Source organism: Comamonas composti DSM 21721, assembly GCF_000429845.1.
GTDB lineage: Bacteria > Pseudomonadota > Gammaproteobacteria > Burkholderiales > Burkholderiaceae_C > Comamonas > Comamonas composti.
The window spans coordinates 42482-63034 of sequence record NZ_AUCQ01000031.1 but is presented as its reverse complement, the minus strand read 5'-3'; the positions used below and the strand labels follow the sequence as shown (position 1 = coordinate 63034).

At 63.9% G+C, this 20553-nt stretch carries 20 protein-coding genes; 13 read left to right on the top strand and 7 right to left on the bottom strand.

Going from position 1 to position 20553, the window contains the following annotated elements; genetic code table 11:
- Together G486_RS0114810 and G486_RS0114805 are read right to left on the bottom strand one after the other, a co-directional pair.
- A partial coding sequence (locus G486_RS0114810; protein ID WP_281171912.1) for a contractile injection system protein, VgrG/Pvc8 family occupies positions 1-533 on the bottom strand: 533 nt, incomplete at its 3' end.
- Positions 534-689: 156 nt separating this feature from the next.
- Positions 690-1412 (bottom strand): Crp/Fnr family transcriptional regulator, encoded by a 723-nt coding sequence (locus tag G486_RS0114805; RefSeq protein WP_027016247.1) that lies wholly within the window; start codon positions 1410-1412, stop codon positions 690-692.
- 361 nt (positions 1413-1773) lie between these two features.
- Here G486_RS0114805 and G486_RS0114800 point away from each other — a divergent pair, with 361 nt between their 5' ends.
- The 8 genes from G486_RS0114800 (at position 1774) to G486_RS0114760 (ending at position 12276) form a co-directional block, all read left to right on the top strand.
- Positions 1774-3702, top strand: coding sequence for an AMP-dependent synthetase/ligase (locus tag G486_RS0114800; RefSeq protein ID WP_027016246.1), 1929 nt, complete (start codon positions 1774-1776; stop codon positions 3700-3702).
- A gap of 15 nt (positions 3703-3717) precedes the next feature.
- Positions 3718-4503, top strand: coding sequence for an ABC transporter ATP-binding protein (locus G486_RS0114795; RefSeq protein ID WP_027016245.1), 786 nt, complete (start codon positions 3718-3720; stop codon positions 4501-4503).
- 157 nt (positions 4504-4660) lie between these two features.
- Positions 4661-5590: a branched-chain amino acid ABC transporter permease gene (locus tag G486_RS0114790; protein ID WP_027016244.1), complete on the top strand. Its 930-nt coding sequence runs from the start codon at positions 4661-4663 to the stop codon at positions 5588-5590.
- Between the two features lie 264 nt (positions 5591-5854).
- Positions 5855-6919, top strand: coding sequence for a branched-chain amino acid ABC transporter permease (locus G486_RS0114780; RefSeq protein WP_027016242.1), 1065 nt, complete (start codon positions 5855-5857; stop codon positions 6917-6919).
- Between the two features lie 220 nt (positions 6920-7139).
- Entirely contained in the window at positions 7140-8453 is a 1314-nt protein-coding gene (locus G486_RS0114775) for an ABC transporter substrate-binding protein (RefSeq protein ID WP_027016241.1), read from the top strand.
- A gap of 180 nt (positions 8454-8633) precedes the next feature.
- On the top strand, positions 8634-9461 hold the full coding sequence (locus tag G486_RS0114770; RefSeq protein ID WP_027016240.1) for an ABC transporter ATP-binding protein: 828 nt from the start codon (positions 8634-8636) through the stop codon (positions 9459-9461).
- A 308-nt stretch (positions 9462-9769) separates the two neighbouring features.
- Positions 9770-11017, top strand: a complete 1248-nt coding sequence (locus tag G486_RS0114765) for a phenylacetate--CoA ligase family protein (RefSeq protein ID WP_027016239.1) — start codon at positions 9770-9772, stop codon at positions 11015-11017.
- 269 nt (positions 11018-11286) lie between these two features.
- Positions 11287-12276 (top strand): tripartite tricarboxylate transporter substrate-binding protein, encoded by a 990-nt coding sequence (locus G486_RS0114760; RefSeq protein ID WP_027016238.1) that lies wholly within the window; start codon positions 11287-11289, stop codon positions 12274-12276.
- A gap of 57 nt (positions 12277-12333) precedes the next feature.
- Here G486_RS0114760 and G486_RS22440 read toward each other — a convergent pair whose 3' ends face one another.
- Complete coding sequence (locus tag G486_RS22440) at positions 12334-12612, bottom strand: LysR substrate-binding domain-containing protein (RefSeq protein ID WP_245587336.1); 279 nt, start codon at positions 12610-12612, stop codon at positions 12334-12336.
- Positions 12613-12875: 263 nt separating this feature from the next.
- On the bottom strand, positions 12876-13478 hold the full coding sequence (locus G486_RS22435) for a LysR family transcriptional regulator (protein ID WP_084455314.1): 603 nt from the start codon (positions 13476-13478) through the stop codon (positions 12876-12878).
- 104 nt (positions 13479-13582) lie between these two features.
- Between G486_RS22435 and G486_RS0114750 the strand changes: the two genes are divergently transcribed.
- Positions 13583-14566, top strand: a complete 984-nt coding sequence (locus G486_RS0114750; protein WP_027016237.1) for an aldo/keto reductase — start codon at positions 13583-13585, stop codon at positions 14564-14566.
- On the opposite strand, the gene G486_RS0114745 is transcribed toward G486_RS0114750, so the two are convergent.
- Positions 14567-14881, bottom strand: a complete 315-nt coding sequence (locus tag G486_RS0114745) for a DUF1840 domain-containing protein (protein WP_027016236.1) — start codon at positions 14879-14881, stop codon at positions 14567-14569. It abuts the gene before it with no gap.
- A gap of 388 nt (positions 14882-15269) precedes the next feature.
- Positions 15270-15887 carry a hypothetical protein gene (locus G486_RS0114740; RefSeq protein WP_027016235.1) on the bottom strand — a complete coding sequence of 206 codons (618 nt, stop codon included), beginning with the start codon at positions 15885-15887 and terminating at the stop codon, positions 15270-15272.
- A gap of 2 nt (positions 15888-15889) precedes the next feature.
- On the opposite strand from G486_RS0114740, the gene G486_RS22430 reads away from it, so the two are divergent.
- The 3 genes from G486_RS22430 (at position 15890) to G486_RS0114725 (ending at position 19565) form a co-directional block, all read left to right on the top strand.
- The gene (locus G486_RS22430; RefSeq protein WP_084455310.1) at positions 15890-17179 is read left to right on the top strand and encodes an aminopeptidase; all 1290 of its coding nucleotides are present in this window, start codon (positions 15890-15892) and stop codon (positions 17177-17179) included.
- Positions 17180-17257: 78 nt separating this feature from the next.
- The gene (locus G486_RS0114730) at positions 17258-18961 is read left to right on the top strand and encodes a phosphoethanolamine transferase (RefSeq protein ID WP_245587335.1); all 1704 of its coding nucleotides are present in this window, start codon (positions 17258-17260) and stop codon (positions 18959-18961) included.
- Positions 18962-19019: 58 nt separating this feature from the next.
- Positions 19020-19565, top strand: a complete 546-nt coding sequence (locus G486_RS0114725) for a DinB family protein (RefSeq protein WP_027016233.1) — start codon at positions 19020-19022, stop codon at positions 19563-19565.
- Positions 19566-19622: 57 nt separating this feature from the next.
- Here G486_RS0114725 and G486_RS0114720 read toward each other — a convergent pair whose 3' ends face one another.
- Positions 19623-19877 carry an acyl-CoA-binding protein gene (locus tag G486_RS0114720; protein WP_027016232.1) on the bottom strand — a complete coding sequence of 85 codons (255 nt, stop codon included), beginning with the start codon at positions 19875-19877 and terminating at the stop codon, positions 19623-19625.
- Positions 19878-20028: 151 nt separating this feature from the next.
- On the opposite strand from G486_RS0114720, the gene G486_RS0114715 reads away from it, so the two are divergent.
- Positions 20029-20532: a MarR family winged helix-turn-helix transcriptional regulator gene (locus tag G486_RS0114715; RefSeq protein WP_027016231.1), complete on the top strand. Its 504-nt coding sequence runs from the start codon at positions 20029-20031 to the stop codon at positions 20530-20532.
- The last annotated feature ends 21 nt before the right edge of the window (positions 20533-20553 follow it).

Here is a 20553-nt window from a genome sequence, read left to right as displayed (position 1 = left end):
ACCTCCTGGATAATCTCCAGCGGGGTCTTGTTCTGGAATATCTTGTAATCGCTGGTGCGCGTGGCCAGCACCAGCCAGGGCTCGATCACGACTTCATAAATGCCGCGGCGGTTCTCGGCGCGCACAAAGCGCGCCCGCGTGACCAGGCCATTGATCTCGCGCGTGCCCTGGCCCTGGGCGCCGCCATCGCCATCACCACGGCTCCCACCACCCTCGCCGTCACTACCCGTGGCGCTGACGATGTTCATTTGCAGGCCCGGTGCCGGACCGCCGCCCGCTGCCGCCAGAGCGCCCAAGACCCCCTTGCCATCGAGCGCTATGCGTACCGAGAACTCCTGGCCCACCAGATCCTTGATCGGCAGGTTGGCCGTGACCGTTTCGGTGAGTGCCGGGCTGTCCGGGGTCTGCAGCTCGACTGTGTAGCAAAACAGCTGTCCCAGAGATTCGTGGCCTTGCAGGGATTTGAATTCCAATGCAGGAAGGCCCAAAAGACTGGGCATGGCCGGAGAATCTACTTGTATGGTGCGACTCATGCGGAGATCTATCCTTGAAAGGAGTTGAACCTGGTTACAAACCGGAGTCATTGAAGTTACAAGGGAATGCTCTCGATAAGTGCTGTTGGCTTTGTCAAGTTTTGCGAAAGATGCCATTGACGCCAGAGGCGCAAATGATTTTTCACTGCCCTGGAATCACAGTCTTTTTGAGCTGAACGCCCCATGCCTGAGTGCGTCCAGATCGAGCACGCGCAGGCCGCCGTATTCCACGAGAATTGCACGCTCGCGCTGAAGCACGGACAAGGCCTCGTTGACACGCTGGCGCGACAGGCCCACCAGGTAGGCCAGTTCCTGCTGGGTGATGCGCAGCACTTCGCCCACATTGGGATAGAGCAGCGGGTGGAACAGCGCTGCAAGACTGCGCGCCACACGCAGGTCGGGATTGCTCAGGCGGTCGATTTCGCGTGCGGAGATGAACTGGCCCAGGCGTTCGTTGAGCTGGCTCATCACAAAGCGGTTGAACCCGATGGAGTGGTCCAGCAGCCAGTGAAACATGTCTATGTGCAGGCCTGCGACCACGCTCTTGCGTATGGCCTGGACGTTGTAGCGATAGGGCTCGCGCTTGACCACCGTGCCTTCGCCGAACCAGCCGCCAGGAGGCAGGCCGACCAGGGTCATGCTCGCGCCATCCATGCTGTCGATGTTCATCTTGAGCAGGCCTTCGACCACGCCGAACCAGTAGGTCGGCGACTTCCCCGTGCGGCACACATAGTCACCCGCCTGGGCATCGCCCACCAGCAACGCGGAGACGGCGCGCTCGCGCTCGGCGGGCTGCAACACTGCCAGCCAGGGTATGCCTGACAGCTCCTCGGCTCTGGGCTGGCGACGGCGCTGGTGCAGGGACATTTCTTGGCTCATTGTGCTTGGAATCTCGTTTTTGTCGGCGCTCGGAAATCTGCCGAGACGTGCCACAAACCGGACTCGACAAACCCTGGACCTTGCCTCAGCAGACAGGCTGATGGCAACGGGATTTCCACGATGCCTCGCCGGCATGCAGCAGCACGCATAAAACAAGCCCGGACACCGACTTGGCGACCAAATTGGCAGCATTTGAGCCGATAGGTTTTCCCGATGATGGCTTTCCCTTGGATTGTCGTTAAACAGACACGAAGACGTCAAAGTCAAACCTAGGATGCAGGCATTCGATCGCAATTGTCAGAAAAGATTTCTTCCAATTCTTGTAAACAAGGCGAAGGTCCAACTCAACCAAGGAAACGGAATGACGACCACGTTCCCTCACCTTCTGCTCAAGCACGCTGCCGAGCGCCCCGAGGCGCCTGCGCTGCGCGAGAAGGAATACGGCATATGGCAGACCTGGAGCTGGAGTCAGGCAGCCCAGACCGTGCGTCACATGGCCTGCGGCCTGGCCGCGCTGGGTCTGGCGCGTGGCCGGAATCTGGCCTTCATCAGCGACAACCGCCCGCATGTCTACCTGGGCTTTGCGGCCGTGCAGTCCCTGGGGGCTGTGCCCGTTCCGCTGTACCAGGATGCCGTGGCCGCCGAGATGCGCTTTGTGATCGAAGATGCCGAACTCGACTTTGCCTTTGCCGAAAACCAGGAACAGGTGGACAAGCTGCTCGAGGTACGCGATAGCGGCGTGGCCGGCCTGTCCCACATCATCTATGACGACCCGCGCGGCATGCGCAACTACGGACAGCCGGGCCTCATCAGCACCGAGCAGTTGCTGCAACAGGGAAAGGAATGGGACGCGGCCCACCCGGGCGCCTGGGAGGCCATGCTGGCGGCCCTCTCCCCCGACGATGTATCGGTCATCCTCTACACCTCGGGCACCACGGGCAAGCCCAAGGGCGTGTGCCAGACGCATCGCAGCTTTGGCGAATCGGCACGCGGCGGCGCCGAAGTGGACCGTCTGGGGCCCGGTGACAACGTCATCTCCTATCTGCCGCCGGCCTGGGTCGGCGATCACCTGTTTTCCTATGCGCAATGGCTGGTCGTGGGCTTTACGATCAACTGCCCCGAGTCGGCCGAGACCATCTCCATCGATCTGCGCGAGATAGGCCCCAGCTACTACTTTGCACCGCCCCGGATCTTCGAGGCCATGCTGACCTCGGTTTCGATACGCATGGAGGATGCGGCGCCCTTCAAGCAGTGGATGTACAGCAAAGCCATGGACGTGGCACACCGCGTGGGTTCGGACATTCTGGACGGCAAGAGCGTAGGCCTTGCCGACCGCTTCAAGTACGCGCTGGGCAATCTGTGCATCTACGGCCCGCTGCGCAATGCCATGGGCCTGTCGCGCATTCGCGTGGCCTATACCGCAGGTGCGGCCATCGGCCCCGAACTGTTTCGCTTTTTCCGCTCCATCGGCATCAACCTCAAGCAGCTCTACGGCCAGACCGAGACCTGCGCCTATGTCTGTCTGCAGCGCGATGGCCAGGTCGAGCTCTCGGCCGTGGGCCAGGCCGCGCCCGGCATCGAGCTCAAGATTGCCGACAGTGGCGAGGTGCTGCTCAAGGGCGTATCCGTGCTCAAGGAATACTACAAGCGCCCCGACGCCACGGCCGAGGTCATTGATGCCAACGGCTGGTTCCACACGGGCGATGCGGGCGTGATCGATGCCCATGGTCAGTTGCGCATCATCGACCGCGCCAAGGACGTGGGCAAGATGAATTCGGGCGCCATGTTCGCGCCCAACTACATCGAGAACAAGCTCAAGTTCTTCCCCCAGATCAAGGAAGCCGTGTGCTTTGGCAACGGCCGCGACCAAGTCTGCGCCTTCATCAATATCGACTACGAGGCCGTGGGCAACTGGGCCGAGCGCCAAGGCCTGCCTTATGGCGGCTATGTGGACCTGGCCTCCAAGGCCAAGGTTCTGGAGATGGTTGCCGACTGCGTGGCCAAGGTGAACGCCGACCTGGCCACCGAGGCCGGCATGGCCGACACCCAGGTCGCGCGCTTTCTCGTGCTGCACAAGGAACTGGACCCCGATGACGACGAGCTCACACGCACGCGCAAGGTGCGCCGCGGCTTCATTGCCGACAAGTACGGGGTTCTCGTCGATGCGCTGTACGGCGGAAAACGCGAGCAGTTCATAGAAACCCAGGTCAAGTTCGAGGACGGGCGCACGGGCAGCGTGAGCGCCACGCTGGCCATCATCGACGCCAAGACTCTGCCGGCCACCGCCTGATCCGAAAGCGCTGACATGACACAGAAAAAGATAGGCGACGTCATTCTCGACATCAAGAACATCAGCCTGCGCTTTGGCGGCGTCAAGGCCTTGACGGACATCTCGTTCAACGTGCGCGAGCACGAGATCCGCTCCATCATCGGCCCCAACGGCGCAGGCAAGAGCTCCATGCTCAACTGCATCAACGGCGTCTATACGCCCACCGAAGGCTCGATCACCTTTCGCGGCCAGACCTTCAGCCACATGAACAGCCGCCAGGTCGCGGAGATGGGCGTGGCGCGCACCTTCCAGAACCTGGCGCTGTTCAAGGGCATGAGCGTGATCGACAACATCATGACCGGGCGCAATCTCAAGATCAAAAGCAATCTGCTGATGCAGGCCCTGCGCTGGGGCCCTGCAGAAAAGGAAGAGATCGCCCACCGCGAGTTCGTCGAGCACATCATCGACTTCCTCGAAATCCAGGCCTGGCGCAAGACCCCCGTGGGCCAGCTGCCCTACGGCCTGCAAAAGCGTGTGGACCTGGGCCGGGCCCTGGCCATGGAGCCGCAGGTGCTGCTGCTGGACGAACCCATGGCCGGCATGAACGTGGAGGAAAAGCAGGACATGTGCCGCTTCATCCTCGACGTCAACGACCAGTTCGGCACCACCATCGTGCTCATCGAACACGACATGGGCGTGGTCATGGACATCAGCGACCGCGTTGTGGTCCTGGACTACGGCAAGAAGATCGGCGATGGAGCGCCCGAGGAAGTGCGCGACAACGAAGACGTGATCCGCGCCTACTTAGGCACCAGCCACTGATATGAAAAATCCCCTGAGCCGCTTCGCGTCTTCCCCCTTGAAGGGGGACGGCAGCCTCGCTGCGGGACGGCCCCTGCTTGCTGCCCCTGACTTTGGCCTGCGCCAGTTTCATGCAATGCGGGTATCACGCAGCACTATGGAGAACTGAGAGAACAACATGGGCTTTTTTCTGGAAACCTTGTTCGGCGGCCTCATGGTGGGCACGCTGTATGCGCTGATCGCCATAGGCTTTGTGCTGATCTTCAAGGCCTCGGGCGTGTTCAACTTTGCGCAGGGTGCGATGGTGCTGTTCTCGGCCCTGGCCATGGCGCGCTTTTCGGAGTGGATTCCGCAGTGGCTCTCCATGGAGCCCGGCCTTCTCGGCAATCTGCTGGCCATCGTCGTGACCCTGGGCATCATGGTGGTCGTGGCCTGGGTCATCGAGCGGCTGGCCTTGCGCCATCTGGTCAATCAGGAGCCCATCACCCTGCTCATGGCCACGCTGGGCATTGCCTATCTGCTCGACGGCCTGGGCCCTCTGATCTTCGGCAGCCAGGTCTACAGCATCAACGTGGGCATGCCCAAGGATCCGGCCTTCATCATGGACAGCCTGTTCGAGGGCGGCGTGATGATCAGCCTGGAAGACCTGTACGCGGCCTGCGTGGCCGCCATCCTGGTCGCCGCGCTGAGCGTTTTCTTTCAGAAGACCAAGACCGGTCGCGCGCTGCGTGCCGTGGCCGACGACCACCAGGCTGCGCAGTCCATCGGCATTCCGCTGTCGCGCATCTGGGTCATCGTCTGGTCCGTGGCCGGCGGCGTGGCCCTGGTGGTGGGCATCATCTGGGGCTCCAAGCTGGGCGTGCAGTATTCGCTGTCCCTGGTCGCCCTCAAGGCCCTGCCCGTGGTGATTCTGGGCGGCCTGACCTCCCTGCCCGGCGCCATCATCGGCGGGCTCATCATCGGCGTGGGAGAAAAGCTCTCCGAGGTGTATCTGGGCCCCATGGTCGGCGGCGGCATAGAGACCTGGTTCGCCTATGGCCTGGCCCTGTGCTTTCTGCTGGTGCGGCCCCAGGGGCTGTTCGGCGACAAGATCATTGACCGTGTATGAGGCCCGCCGTGTCGCTATGCACCTTCCCTCGGACGAGGACGATGGCTTGGCCCTCCCTGACCTGGAGTGCGCCAGCCTTCAAGGCTGCGACCAGAGCTAAGAACGTGTTTACGGTCTCCTCGGCGCCGCGCCAGTGTCTTTGCGGGATGGGATACGAGGCGCGATACCGCAGCAATAGCCGTGCTATTGCGAGGATTCGCAACGCTGCAGCGTAGAGATCGTAAACACGTTCTAAGAACAATTAAGAGATGGAGAGCTTGCACCATGTTTTATCGTGAGAACGGTCAATTCAAGACGACCTACAGCGCCGATCAGCAGATCTTCGGCGTGACCCAGGATCGCTGGGCCATCTTTGTCCTGCTGGCCTTTGCCTTTCTGGTCGTGCCGCTCCTTGTCAGCGACTACACCTTCCAGGCCATTCTGATCCCGTTTCTGATCATGTCCCTGGCGGCTCTGGGCCTGAACATCCTGGTCGGCTATTGCGGCCAGATCTCGCTGGGCACGGGCGCCTTCATGGCGGTCGGCGCCTATGCAGCCTACAACCTGCAGGCACGCTTCGACGGCATGCCGCTGATCGTGGCCCTGACCGGCGGCGGCCTCATGGCCATGGTCTTCGGCGTGATCTTCGGCCTGCCCAGCCTGCGCATCCGCGGCCTGTACCTGGCCGTGGCCACGCTGGCCGCCCAGTTCTTCATGGACTGGCTGACCAGCCGCGCAGCCTGGGTGACGAACAACTCCTCCTCGGGCTCGGTGAGCGCAGGCCCGCTGTCGATTGCGGGCTGGCAGATCAATACGCCCATGGAGAAATACCTGCTGTGCCTGGGCATTCTGTGCATTCTGGGCCTGGCCGCGAAGAACCTGGTGCGCAGCGCCACGGGCCGCGAATGGATGGCCATGCGCGACATGGACGTGGCCGCCAGCGTGATCGGCATACGTCCGGTCTACGCCAAGCTCTCGGCCTTTGCGGTCAGCAGCTTCATCGTCGGCGTAGCCGGTGCGCTCTGGGGCTTTGTGCACCTTGGCGCCTGGGAGCCTGCGGCCTTCAGCCTGGACCGCTCGCTGCAGTTGCTGTTCATGGTCATCATCGGCGGCCTGGGCTCCATCGTGGGCAGCATCTTCGGCGCCGCCTTCTTCGTGCTGCTGCCCCTGGTGCTGAATCAGGTGCCGCACTGGCTGGGCCTGCCGATCTCCACGGCCACGGCCACCTATCTGGAGCACATGATCTTCGGCGCCCTGATCGTGTTCTTCCTGATCGTGGAGCCGCATGGCCTGGCCAAGCTCTGGTCCACGGCACGGCAGAAGCTGCGGGTCTGGCCCTTCCCGCATTGAATATGCAACACCCCCTGCGTCGCTTACGCGCCTTCCCCTTGAAGGGGATGACAACCTCGCTGCGGGGCGGCCCTTGCTCGCTGTCTCTGGTTTTGTGCAGCGCCGGTTTCCTGCGCAGTGCCACAAAACCAGAATCTTTGATTCGTATCGAATAAAGGTGCCGCAGAGTGCCTCATAAACCCGGGACATCTTCCCTTTGCAACCCCTAGGAGACAAAGCCATGAAACTCAAGAACGTCGCTATCGCCGCATGTCTGGCCGCAGGATTCGGTGGCCTCGTGGCCCCGGCCGCTGCACAGGCCCAGGAGCAGTTTGTGCCGCTGCTGGTCTATCGCACGGGCCAGTTCGCGCCTCTGGGCATTCCATGGGCCGATGGCAAGCAGGACTATCTGAAGCTGGTCAACGCCAAGGGCGGCATCAATGGCGTGAAGATCGTCTACGAGGAATGCGAGACCGCCTACGACACGGCCAAGGGCGTGGAGTGCTATGAGCGCCTGAAGAACAAGGGCAGCGGCTCCTCGGGCTTCGATACCCAGTCCACGGGCATTACCTTTGCGGTCACCGACAAGGCGCCTGGCGACAAGGTGCCCGTGGTCACGCCCGGCTACGGCCTGTCCCAGTCGGCCGACGGCAAGGTCTTTGAATGGAACTTCCCCCTGCTGGGCAACTACTGGACTGCGGCGGACTCCATCGTCCAGGACCTTCTGAAGAAGGAAAAGGGCAGCCTCAAGGGCAAGAAGATCGCTCTGGTCTACCACGACTCGCCCTACGGCAAGGAGCCCATTCCGCTGCTGCAAAAACGCGCGGCCAAGGAGGGCTTCGAGCTGATGCTGCTGCCCGTGACCGCACCCGGCGTGGAGCAGAAATCCACCTGGCTGCAGGTGCGCCAGCAGCGCCCCGACTATGTGCTGCTGTGGTCGGCCGGCGTGATGACGCCCACGGCCGTGCGCGAAGCCCAGGCCACGGGCTACCCGCGCGAGAAGATGTATGCGATCTGGTGGGGCGGCTCCGACCATGACGTCAAGGACATTGGCGCCGGTGCCAAGGGCTACAACACCGTGACCATCCACAACACGGCCGAGCGCGACAAGGTGCATGACGAGATCAAGGCCCAGATCTACGACAAGGGCCAGGGAACGGCCAAGGACGCCAAGGAACTGGGCCAGCTCGCACACACGCGCGGCATGATGATCTCCATGCTCCAGGTCGAGGCGATCCGCACGGCCCAGGAGAAGTTCGGCAAGGGCAAGGTGATGACGCCCGAGCAGGTGCGCTGGGGCCTGGAGAACCTCAACCTCACGCAGGAGCGCCTGAACGAGCTGGGCTTTGGCAAGATCATCCGCCCATTCAAGACCAGCTGCGAAAACCACCTGGGCGCCGACTGGGCGCGCATCGCGACCTGGGACGGCGCCAAGTTCACGCCCGTCTCCGACTGGTACCAGGCCGACCAGTCGCTGATCGCGCCCCTGGTCAAGGAGTACGCGGAGAAGTACGCCAAGGAGAAGAACGTCAAACCGCGCACCTGCACTCCCTGAGGCGCTGAGCACCTCGGTGCTGCCGCCAGAAGCGGCAGCTCTTCAGGCACGTCCAAGCCTGCCCAGGCAGGCTTGGAGCCGCGGCCTTCAGCCCCTCTCTCGCTCCCTGTCTTTGAGCTGGGCCGCGCCAGTCGCCAAGCCTGGCCCGCAGCCACTTTTTCGAAAACCGATGGTGATCGCATGAATGCACCCGCACCCACCTCTGCCGCCGAGCCGCTACTCGTGGTCAACGGCATCGAGGTCATCTACAACCACGTCATCCTCGTGCTCAAGGGCGTCTCGCTGCAGGTGCCGCGCGAAAGCATTGTTGCCATCCTCGGCGGCAACGGCGCGGGCAAGACCACGACGCTGCGGGCCATCTCCAACCTGCTCAAGGGCGAGCGTGGCGAAGTGACCAAGGGAAGCATCGAGCTCGAAGGCGAGCAGATCCAGAGCCTCAGCCCCTCCGACCTGGTCAAGCGCGGCGTGATCCAGGTCATGGAGGGCCGCCACTGCTTTGCCCACCTGACCATCGAGGAAAACCTCATGACGGGCTGCTACACGCGCAGCGACAAGGGCGAGATCGCGGCCAACCTGGAGAAGGTCTACAACTACTTTCCGCGCCTCAAGACGCGCCGCACCTCGCAGGCCGCCTACACCTCGGGCGGCGAGCAGCAGATGTGCGCCATTGGCCGTGCGCTCATGGCCAATCCACGCATGGTGCTGCTGGACGAGCCCTCCATGGGCCTCGCGCCCCAGATCGTGGAAGAGGTGTTCAACATCGTCAAAGACCTCAACCACAAGGAAAAGGTCACCTTCCTGCTCGCCGAGCAGAACACCAACATGGCGCTCAAGTACGCCGATTACGGCTACATCATGGAAAGCGGGCGCATCGTCATGGACGGTGCGGCCAGCGATCTGGCCAGCAACGAAGACGTCAAGGAGTTCTACCTGGGCGTGGGCGGCGGCGAGCGCAAGAGCTTCAAGGACGTCAAGAGCTACAAGCGGCGCAAGCGTTGGCTGGCCTGACATGCCCCCTGAGGCGCTTGCGCGCCTTTCCCCAAGGGGGACGGTGGCCCTTGCCTGGCATCCCAGGCCTGGGCCGCGCCGGTCTTGAACGCTGTGCCCTGCGCCCGGCTTTTCTCTCTCGCCCCTTCTGCGAGAGGGCAGGGGGTGAGGGGCCATCCGGCATAGAGCAGAGTTTGATTTAAAGCACAAGCCTATGCGATTGCACTGTGCCCCACCTCTTTAACTCCTAAATTAGTAGCTGCTAGCACTTGATGGATAAGCGCTAGCGCCTTGTTTAACTTCAAACCATTGCCGAGGAGCCAGCAGGCATGAGCATGTTTTATGACGACCTGGAAACCCGCAGTCCGCAGGAACGCGAACAGGCCTTGATGGCGGCGCTGCCGCTGCAGATTGCCCATGCCCAGCAGGCGAGCAGCGCGTTCGCAGGCATTCTGGCCGACGTGGATGCTGCCGCCATCAACAGCCGCGAGACCCTGGCGCGCCTGCCCGTGACGCGCAAGCACGAGTTGCTGGCGCGCCAGCAGGCGCAGCGCGCCAGCAATGTGTTCGGCGGCTTCAGCGCCATCGGCTTTGGCTCCGCCATGCCGCGCGTGTTCGCCAGCCCCGGCACGATCTACGAACCCGAGAGCCGCCGCCCCGACTACTGGCGCATGGCGCGCTCGCTGTATGCGGCAGGCTTTCGCACAGGCGAGCTGGTGCACAACTGCTTTTCCTACCACTTCGTGCCAGCAGGCTCGATGATGGAAAGCGGCGCCCATGCGCTGGGCTGCACGGTGTTTGCAGGCGGCACGGGCCAGACCGAGCAACAGGTTCAGGCCATGGCCGAGCTGCGGCCCGCAGGCTATGTGGGCACGCCCAGCTTCTTGAAGATCATCGTGGAAAAAGCCCAGGACATGGGCCTGTCCATAGGTTCGGTGAAAAAGGCCATGGTCTCGGGCGAGGCCTTTCCGCCCTCGCTGCGCGACTGGCTGGCCGAACGCGGGATTGCGGCCTTCCAGAGCTATGGCACGGCCGACCTGGGCCTGATCGCCTATGAGACCGAGGCCCGCGAAGGCCTGGTGCTGGACGAGCAGGTGATCATGGAGATCGTGCGCCCCGGCACCGGCGATCCCGTGGCGCCCGGCGAGGTCGGCGAGCTGGTCATCACCACGCTCAACCCCGACTACCCGCTGATCCGCTTCGGCACCGGCGACCTGTCGGCCGTGCTGCCCGGCCAATGCCCCACGGGCCGCAGCAATGTGCGCATCAAGGGCTGGATGGGCCGGGCCGACCAGACCACCAAGGTGCGCGGCATGTTCGTGCACCCGGGCCAGATCGCGGCCGTGGTCCAGCGCTTTCCCCAGATCGGCAAGGCCAGGCTCGTGGTCTCGGGCGAGATGGCCAGCGACACCATGGTGCTGATGGTGGAAACGCGCGAAACCTCACCCGGCCTGGCCCAGCAACTGGGAGAAACCCTGCGCGAGATCACCAAGCTGCGCGGCGAAGTGCAAATGCTGGCACCCGGCGCCCTGCCCAATGATGGCAAGGTCATCGAGGATGCACGCACTTACCGGTGAGCGCACAAGGCGCTTTGGGCCATCCCAAAAGGAGGGCGGCAGCGCCGCGCAAGAGGCCGGTCCGGAATGAAAAACCCGCAGGAATTGTCAAAAATTTTTGACGCCGACCTGCACTTGCGGGCAGGCCTTGCAGTCCATCAAAAAAACCAGAAATAGTCGCCCCAAATACTGAAACAATTTGTAGAATCCGCGCCCACACAGCGTTTGCCCGAGGGGCGTAAACACCGGCCCTACCTATTATCTGGCACGCTGATTTTTAAGGAGACAGTATGAACAAGGCATTCAAGATTGCGGCCATCGCCCTGGCGAGCGGCCTGGTGGGCACGGCATTCGCCCAGGACTATCCGGCTGCGGGCAAGAGCATCACCATCGTGGTGCCGTTCACAGCAGGCGGGCCCACGGACAAGGTGGCGCGCGACCTGGCCGAGTCCCTGCGCAAGCACCTGAACAACGCCACCATCGTGATCGACAATGCCGCCGGCGCGGGCAGCACCATAGGCACGGCCAAGGTGGCACGCGCCAATCCCGACGGCTATACCCTCCTGCTCAACCACATCGGCATGGCCACCGTGCCCTCGCTGTACCGCAAGCTGTCGTTCAACGTGCTCAACGACTTTGAGTACGCGGGCATCATCAACGACGTGCCCATGACGCTGATCGGCAAGCCCGCGCTCCCGGCCAGCAACTTTGCCGAGGTCAAGGACTGGATCGGCAAGAACCAGGGCAAGATCAACCTCGCCAACGCCGGCATAGGCTCGGCCTCGCACCTGTGCGGCCTGATGTTCCAGGCGGCCATCAAGACCGAGATGACACCCGTGCCCTACAAGGGCGCAGCCCCGGCGATCGCCGATCTCATGGGCAACCAGGTCGATCTGCTGTGCGACCAGACCACAAACACCACCTCGCAGATCGAGGCCAAGAAAGTCCACGCCTACGCCGTGACCACGCCCAAGCGCCTGAGCACGCCAGCGCTCAAGGACCTGCCCACGCTCAACGAGGTCGGTCTCAAGGACTTCCAGGTCACGATCTGGCACGGCCTGTACGCGCCCAAGGGCACGCCTGCGGCCGTGGTCAAGAAAATCAATGACGCACTCAAGCTCGCGCTCAAGGACCCCGAGTTCATCAAGCGTGAAGAAGCCCTGGGCGCGGTGATCGCCAACGACGCCCGCCTCGAACCCGAAGGCCACAAGAAGTTCGTGCAGGCCGAGATCGAGAAGTGGGGCCAGGTCATCAAGGCCGCTGGCACCTACGCCGATTGATTGCCGCAACGCGCATCCCGACCGTCAAGGCCCGGCTCGACCGGGCCTTTTTCATGTTCAAGGCGCCAGCTCGGACTTGAGGCTCTCGAACAAAGCGATCAGATGATCCGCGACGGCACGCACGCGCCGCGACGAGACCAGGTCGGAATGCATGGCCAGCCAGATCGGCTGCTCGGCAGCCGGCAGCGGTTGCACGCAGACCAGGCCTGCGGGCCGGGCCAGAAAATGCGGCAGCACGGCCAGGCCCAGACCCGCTGCCGCTGCCGCTGCCGTTACCTGGCCCGCAAGCGTATTCGTCTGCAACCGGCAAGACTGCCCGCGTGCAAGTGCCTTCAAGGCCCTGGCTGCGGTCAGATGGGCATGGCTTTCGGGCCAGCCTATAAGAGCGTGTTCAAGATCTCCTCGCGGCGCGCCAGTGTCTTTGCGGGATGGGATACGAGGCGCGACACCGCAGCAATAGCCGTGCTATTGCGAGGATTCGCAACGCTGTAGACCGCCCGCAAAGACACTGTCCCGAAGGGTTGGAGCGAAATCGGGCGATTTCTTCGCACTGGCCCTTGCTTGCACCCCGGTGCAAGCTGCGGCCCATCGACTCGAACTCATCCCGATTGCGCCCCAACGCGCCTGCGCAGAGATCGTGAACACGCTCTTAGGTCATCGCCCTCCAGGCTCTGGCCTCCCCGGCGCTGCTGCACATAGCCGGGTGAGCCGTAGAGCCCGAAGCCCAGACTGCCCAGACGCCGAATGGTGAGGTGGCCCATTTCGGGCTGGATCATGCGCACCGCCAGATCGGCATCACGCCGGTGCAGATTCACGGCCTGCACGCCGCTGACCACCTCCAGCCTCAGCCCCGGATGCCGGCTCAGCAGGCCTCCCAGGGAAGCCATGATCAAGGGCGTGGCCAGGTTCTCGGCCGTTGCCAGGCGCACGCTGCCCACCACCCGCTCCTGATCGTGCGCGGCCGCGCCAAAGGCCAGGGCCGCGCTCTCCAGCGCCTCGGCATGCGCCAGCAGGGCCAGCCCGTCCTCGGTGGGCCGGTAGCCGCTTTGATGGCGGCTGAACAGCGCCAGCTGCAAGCTGCCTTCCAGCCTGTCGAGCCGGCGCGAAACCGTGGCCACGCCCATGTCCAGCGCGGCAGCAGCGGCGCTCAGGCTGCCGCCGCGGGCGATTGCGAGAAAAATGCGCGCGTCATCCCATTGCAAGATGAGGTCTCCTTTTTCCAAAAATGAAAATCCATATGCCAGTTTTGGCATGGCCAGCTCATTTTCAAAAAATCATACTGGAGCTTTCAACAGAGGATATTGCGATGCAAAAACGCAAACTCGGCCGCGATCTCGAAGTCTCGGCCCTGGGCCTGGGCTGCATGGGCATGAGCGAGTTCTATGGCGCCAGCGATGAAAGCGAGGCCTTGCGGACGCTGGAGCAGGCCGTGGACGCCGGCCTGGACTTCCTGGACACGGCCGACATGTATGGCCCCTACCGCAACGAGGAACTCATAGGCCGCTTCCTCGCCCAAAGCCGCCCCCGCGTCAAGATCGCCACCAAGTTCGGCATTGTGCGCAAGCCCGGCGAGTACAGCCGCAGCATAGACAACAGCCCGGCCTATGCGCGGCAAAGCTGCGAGGCTTCACTGCGCCGCCTGGGCATGGAGCGCATAGATCTGTATTACGTGCACCGCATCGATGCCAGTCGGCCCATAGAGGAGACCATGGAGGGCCTTGCGGCCCTGGTGCGCGAGGGCAAGATCGCCCACATCGGCCTGAGCGAAGTCGGCGCGGCCACGCTCAGGCGCGCCCATGCGGTCCACCCCGTGACCGCCGTGCAAACCGAGTATTCGCTGTGGACGCGCGATGTCGAGGCCGAGATCCTGCCCACCTGCCGCGAGCTGGGCATAGGCCTGGTGCCCTACTCTCCACTGGGGCGCGGCTTTCTGACGGGCAATTTCCAACCCGACCACAGCTTCGAGCCCGGCGACTTTCGGGCCCAGTTGCCGCGTTTTCAACGCGCCAACATGGCGACCAACCTGGCCCTGGTCGATGCCGTCAAGGCCCTGGCCCAGGCCAAGCACTGCACGCCGGCGCAAATCGCCCTGGCCTGGCTACTGGCCCAGGGCGAGGACTTGGTGCCCATTCCCGGCACCCGGCGCGTGCGTCATCTGCGTGACAACCTGGGCGCGCTCGAAGTCAAGATCAGCGACCAGGAGCTTGCCGCACTCGGCCAGACGCTCAAGGCCTTGCCCGTGGCCGGGGAGCGCTATACGCAAGAAGGCCTCAAAGGGCTTGGGGCCTGATCACCAGGTCACATCGCGCTCTTCGGCGGCGCTGCGGCGCAGCATGTCGAGCAGCGGGGCCACGCGCTGGTGCAGGCCGACGGCATCGGCGGTTTCTGCTGCGGCATCGGCATCCGGATCTTCATGCACGGCCTTGCGCCTGGCCTCGTCCTCGGCCACGGCGGCCTGCAGCGCGGCGATGGCGACGGGAATCTGCTGCACGGTGATGATGCCGCTCTCGCCCGGGGTCTTGCCCAGGATTTGCAGAATCTGGCGCCCATTGGCTTCGAGCATGATTACATCGGCCGTGGCCCGGGATTTGAATTTGTAGAGCATGGTTCCTGCAAGCAGTGGATGAATCAAAAATAGAAGCTGCTAGCGCCTGTCAGCAAACAACTTCAGCCATTAAACGTATTGAATTCCTTATGCAGCAAGCGCTAAGAACGTGTTTACGATCTCTACGCTGCCGCGTTGGAGCGCAATCGGGATGAGTTCGAGTCGATGGGGCGCAGCTTGCACCGGGGTGCAAGCAAGGGCCAGCGCGAAGAAATCGCCCGATTTCGCTCCAACCCTTCGGGCCAGTGTCTTTGCGGGCGGTCTACAGCGTTGCGAATCCTCGCAATAGCACGGCTATTGCTGCGGTGTCGCGCCTTGCATCCCATCCCGCACAGACATTGGCGCGGCACCGAGGAGATCGTAAACACGTTCTAACAGCTCCTCTTTTTCATGAGGTCTGCCCTATGAGCTTGAAGTAATCGCGCCGGGTCTGGCTGGCGACGGCCGCAATCACCTGCTCGTAGGACGTCTTGTGCCGGGCCACGAGGCGCACCGAGGCAATCGCGCGCGACTTGCAATACCAGTGGCAGCTGTACTGCATGAGCATGAGCTCGGCCGTCATCGTGAACGCGCGGGCGCGGCGCTCCTCCTCGTCCCGGCTGTCGAACACGCGCACGGTGGCGATGGCACGCGCATGCAGGGCGATGGCCTCGCGCATGTCAAAGCCCGAGGCCGGAAACACGCGGTCCAGATAAGGCAGGGCCAGCGGCAGGGTGCTGACGCGCGTCTGCGCCGCATCGACACCGGACCAGTCCTTGGAAAACGCCTGCAGCTGATCGGCCAGGCTTTTCTCCGTGCTCTCCAGCACGTTCCAGACCTGCTCGCGGCGCTGGGGGTCTGCCTCGCCCAGTGCGCGCAAATAGCCCTCCATGAGCCCGCCCATGAGCTTTTCTATCTGGTAGCGCCCCAGATACTGGGCCAGCAACAGGGTATGTCGGCGCTGCTCCTGCGTTTTCAGCAGGTAGATTCCGATGAAGACAATGATGGCCAGCGTGAAGAAATCCATGAATGCAGCGGGGAAACACAGTGACGAAAGCCTTGAGTGTAAGCAGATGGGCCCGATGGCCGGTGTTGACGGGAATTGCCCTGCTGCTCGCAGGCTGCGCAGCCACCGGCTCCGGCCCTGGCTATTACTGGCAGGGCCTGCGCGGCCAGCTCGGCCTGCTGCAGGCCAGCCGGCCGATAGAGCAGTGGCTGCAGGAGCCGGACCTCGCGCCCGAGCTGCGCGCGCGGCTGGAGACCGCACGGCGCATGCGCGCCTTCTCCATCGACGAGCTGGGCCTGCCCGACAACGCCAGCTACCGCAGCTATGCCGACCTGGGCCGGCCGTATGCGGTCTGGAACCTGGTCGCCGCTCCGCCCCATAGCCTGGAGCTGCGCCGCTGGTGCTTTCCCATAGCCGGCTGCGTGGGCTATCGCGGCTATTTCGATGAAGCCAGCGCCCGGGCCGCCGCAGCCCCGCTGGCCGAGCAGGGTCTGGAAACCCAGGTCTATGGCGTGCCGGCCTACTCCACGCTCGGCTATCTGAACTGGCTGGGCGGCGACCCGCTGCTCAGCAGCTTCATCCACTGGAACGAGGGCGACTTCGCGGGCCTGCTGTTTCACGAGCTCGCCCACCAGGTGGTCTATGTGGGCGGCGACATGGGCTTCAACGAATCCTTTGCCACGGCCGTGGAGCGCCTGGCCACGCCGCTGTGGCTCAAGCACCATGCCAACCCCGCCACACTGGCCCTGTGGCAGGCGGGCCAGCAGCGCCGCAGCCAGTGGCAGGACCTGACGCAGCACACGCGCCGGGCCTTGCAGCAGCTCTATGACAGCCAGCCCGGACAACACCCCGAACACACCGCCGCCCCTGGCGAGCGCGCCGGGCTGGAGCAGGACAAGACCCGCATCTACGAGCGCTTTCGCGCCGGCCATGCCCGGCTGCGCCAGCAGTGGCAGCAAGAGGACGCGGGCCGCCCGATCACGCCCGCGCAGCGCCTGCGCCTCACGCAAGGCCAGACCCGGCTGGACCAGTGGGTGGCCCAGGCCAACAACGCCAGCTTTGGCGCGCTGGCCGCGTATGACGAATGGGTGCCGGCCTTCGAGGCGCTGTGGCGCCAGAGCCAGCCCCGCGCCGGCGGGCCCGACCGCGAGGGCTGGCTTGCGTTCTACGCCCGGGTCAGACAGCTGGCCGCCCTGCCCGAGGAGCAGCGCCTTGCGCAGCTGTGCCGGTCCATGCAGGCCCATGAGGACTTGCCTCGGCGCTGCGCCCCAACCGCTGCGCACCAGGAGCGATCGACTGACGACGGTGACTGACGACGGTGACTGACGGCTTCAGATCGGCTTAAGACAAGCCCTCTAGCCTGCCGCACCATGTCAAACAGACTGCTTTCCATGAGTCTGCCGCATGTGCAGGCATCCGGCGCGGCCCTGGCCTTTTATCCGGCCCGCCTATGGCGCGCTCCGCGCTCTCCCCAGGCCGTGGTCCTGGTGCTTTCCCTGTGGCTGCTGCTGACCTGCAACTGGCCGCTGTGGCTGCGCCTGCCCCATCTGGACGGCTACCACGGCAGCACCGCCATGCTGGTGCTGCGCCTCGCTCCCCTGGGCTTTTCCTGCATCTTGCTGCTGCTGTCGCTGACCGCCTGGCCGCGCGGCATGAAGCCCTTGTGGCTGCTGCTGCTGGTGATCGCGGCCTGCACCCAGTACTTCATGCTGGCCTACGGCACGGTCATGGACCGGGGCATGATCGGCAACATGCTGCAGACCGACCTGCGCGAGAGCCGCGACTTGTTCAATCCGGCCCTGCTGCTGCAAGTGCTGCTCTTCGCCGGGCCTCCCGTTCTGTGGCTTTGGCCTTTGCAGATCACCCGCGCGCGCACGCAGACGCGCAACCTGGCGCGCACCCTGGGCCTGGCTGCCGGCGCGGCCGCCCTGCTCGCGGCCAGCATCTTCATCTCCTACAGCGAGCTCGCGCCCGTGGTGCGCAACAACCTCTGGTTGCGCCACATGCTCAACCCCGTGAACCCCGTGCTGGCAGCCATGGATACGGCGCTCACGCCCCTGCTGCGGCCCAGGCGTCCCTTTGTGAGCATCACGGGCGGGGCCGCCCTGGGCGCAAGCTATGCGGCCGGCAACAAGCCGCCGCTGTTCGTCATCGTCGTGGGCGAGACGGCACGCGCCGCCAACTGGGGGCTCAATGGCTATGAGCGCGACACCACGCCCGAGCTGGCCAGGCGCCAGGTGCTCAGCTGGAGCCAGGTGAGCTCCTGCGGCACGAGCACGCGCGAATCCGTGCCCTGCATGTTCTCCAGCCTGGGAAAGGACGGCTTCTACAGCGCCAGGGCCGAGCACGACAACCTCGTCGACGTGCTGCAGGCCGCAGGCCTGGCCGTGCTCTGGCTGGACAACCAGGCCGGCTGCAAGGGCGTCTGCGATCGCATTCCCTTTGCGGACACGGCCGACCGGCTCCAGACCGCCGACGGCAAGGCCTTGTGCTCGGCCGATGGCGAGTGCCTGGACCAGATGCTGCTGTCGGGGCTGGATCAGCGCATCGCGGCCCTGGACCCCGTGCGCCGTGCGCGCGGCGTGGTGCTGATTCTTCACCAGATGGGCAGCCACGGGCCCGCCTACTACAAGCGCTCCACGCCCGAGACCAAGGTCTTCCAGCCCGAATGCCGCACCAATGCGCTGGCCAGTTGCAGCCGCGAGCAGGTGGTCAACGTCTACGACAACTCCATACGCTACAACGACCTGTTCCTGTCCCAGACCATAGACTGGCTGGCCCGCCAGCAGAGCCGCTACCAGGCCGGCATGCTCTATGTCTCCGACCATGGCGAATCCCTGGGCGAGATGGGCATCTACCTGCATGGTCTGCCCTATGCGATGGCCCCGGCCGAGCAAAAGCACGTGCCCATGGTGGCCTGGCTCGGCGAGCTGGGCCAGCGCAGCCGGATCTCCGAGCCCTGCATGCGCGAGCGCCTGGACATGCCGCTGTCGCACGACAACCTCTTTCACTCGGTGCTGGGCCTGCTCGATGTGCAAAGTCCCAGCTACCAAAGACCCCTGGATGCATTCAGCACTTGCAGGCAGGGCTCATGAGGACTAATGTCGCGGCACTCTCATTTGCGCCTCGAGACGCTACTCCCCCCTGCCCGCCATGACGCCTCAAACCGCAGCTCTGATGGCCGAGTACAACCACTGGATGAACCAACGCCTGTATGAGGCCGCATCCGCGTTCGACACCCAGGAGCTGCACAGGAACCGAGGCGCCTTCTTCGGCTCCCTGTTCGAGACGCTCATGCACATCGCCGTGGCCGACACCATCTGGCTGCACCGCTTTGCCGAGCAGGCACAGGAGCTGAACCAGCAGCTGCTGGGCTTTCCCAGACCGAGCTCGCTGCGCGAGCAGCTGGCGGGCACGCTGGCCGAGCTGTCGGGCTACCGCCGTGCGCTGGATGCCGTCATCACGCAATGGGCCTCGGGCCTGAGCGCCGAGCAACTGGCCCGGCCGCTGCGCTATACGAACATGGCAGGCCAGGCGCACTCCAAGAACCTCGGCCATCTGGTGACCCACTTCTTCAACCACCAGACCCATCACCGGGGCCAGGCCAGCACGCTGCTGTGCCAGGCCGGTGTGGACATGGGCGTGACCGACCTGATCGCCGTGATTCCCGAAGCCGCGCAACCGCACAGGCAGGAATGAAAAAGCCAGCCTTGCGGCTGGCCCAGCACCTGGAGCTGCGGGACGCTCCCTGAGCGTTTAGAGCAGCGAGCCGATCAGGTCCACATACAACTGCTTGGCCTCGTCCTGCGTCGAGCCCTTGAGCTTTTCCCAGGCATCCCACTTGGCGCGCCCCACCATGTCGGTGAAGCTGGGCTTCTTGCCCTCGTTGTCGCCTTCGGTGGCCTGCTTGTACAGCGCATACAGCTTGAGCAGCGTGGCGTTGTCGGGGCGCTCGCTGATCGAGGTCGAGTTCTTGACCGCAGCTTCAAAACTTGCATTCAGATCGGACATGGAAAGTCTCCTTGGGCTTTGCAGAAATCCCGGCCAGTGTAGCGAAAAATCGAAGAAATTAGAACGACCGTTCTTTTTTATATTGCACAGCTCATTTTCTTGTGCATTTAATTTCAAATGATATTATCTCATCAGTAATAGATGGAATGTCATGAATCTGGATTCACGCCTTGAACGCATCCTGGCCGGCAAGCCCGCCCGCCATCGCAACGCCGTCACGGCCTCCCGCCTGCTGCTGCATACGGCGGCGCTGCTGGAACGCCGCGTGGACGAGGCGCTTGCGCCGCTGGCCCTGGAAATGCGCGAATACCTGGCCCTGCACCTGATCTGCGACAGCGTGCACGAGCCCCTGCGCCCCTCCGATCTCAGCCAGTCCCTGGATGCCACGCGCACCCAGATCACCCGCCTGCTCGACGGGCTGGAGAAAAAAGGCCTGGTGCTGCGCAGCCTGGACGCGCAGGACCGGCGCAGCCTGCAGCTGACGCTCACCGCTGCCGGCGATCAACTGCTGCAGCGCTGCCTGCCCGTGGTGCAGCAGGTCCATCTGCAGGTCTGGTCGGTTCTGGGCGAGCCCGCAACCCGCGATCTCGCCCTGCAACTGCGCCAGGTGCACGGCCAGCTGTCCGGGGAGAGCGGCACCCCGGCCAGGGCTTGAGGGGCATGGCTCCAGGCCTTT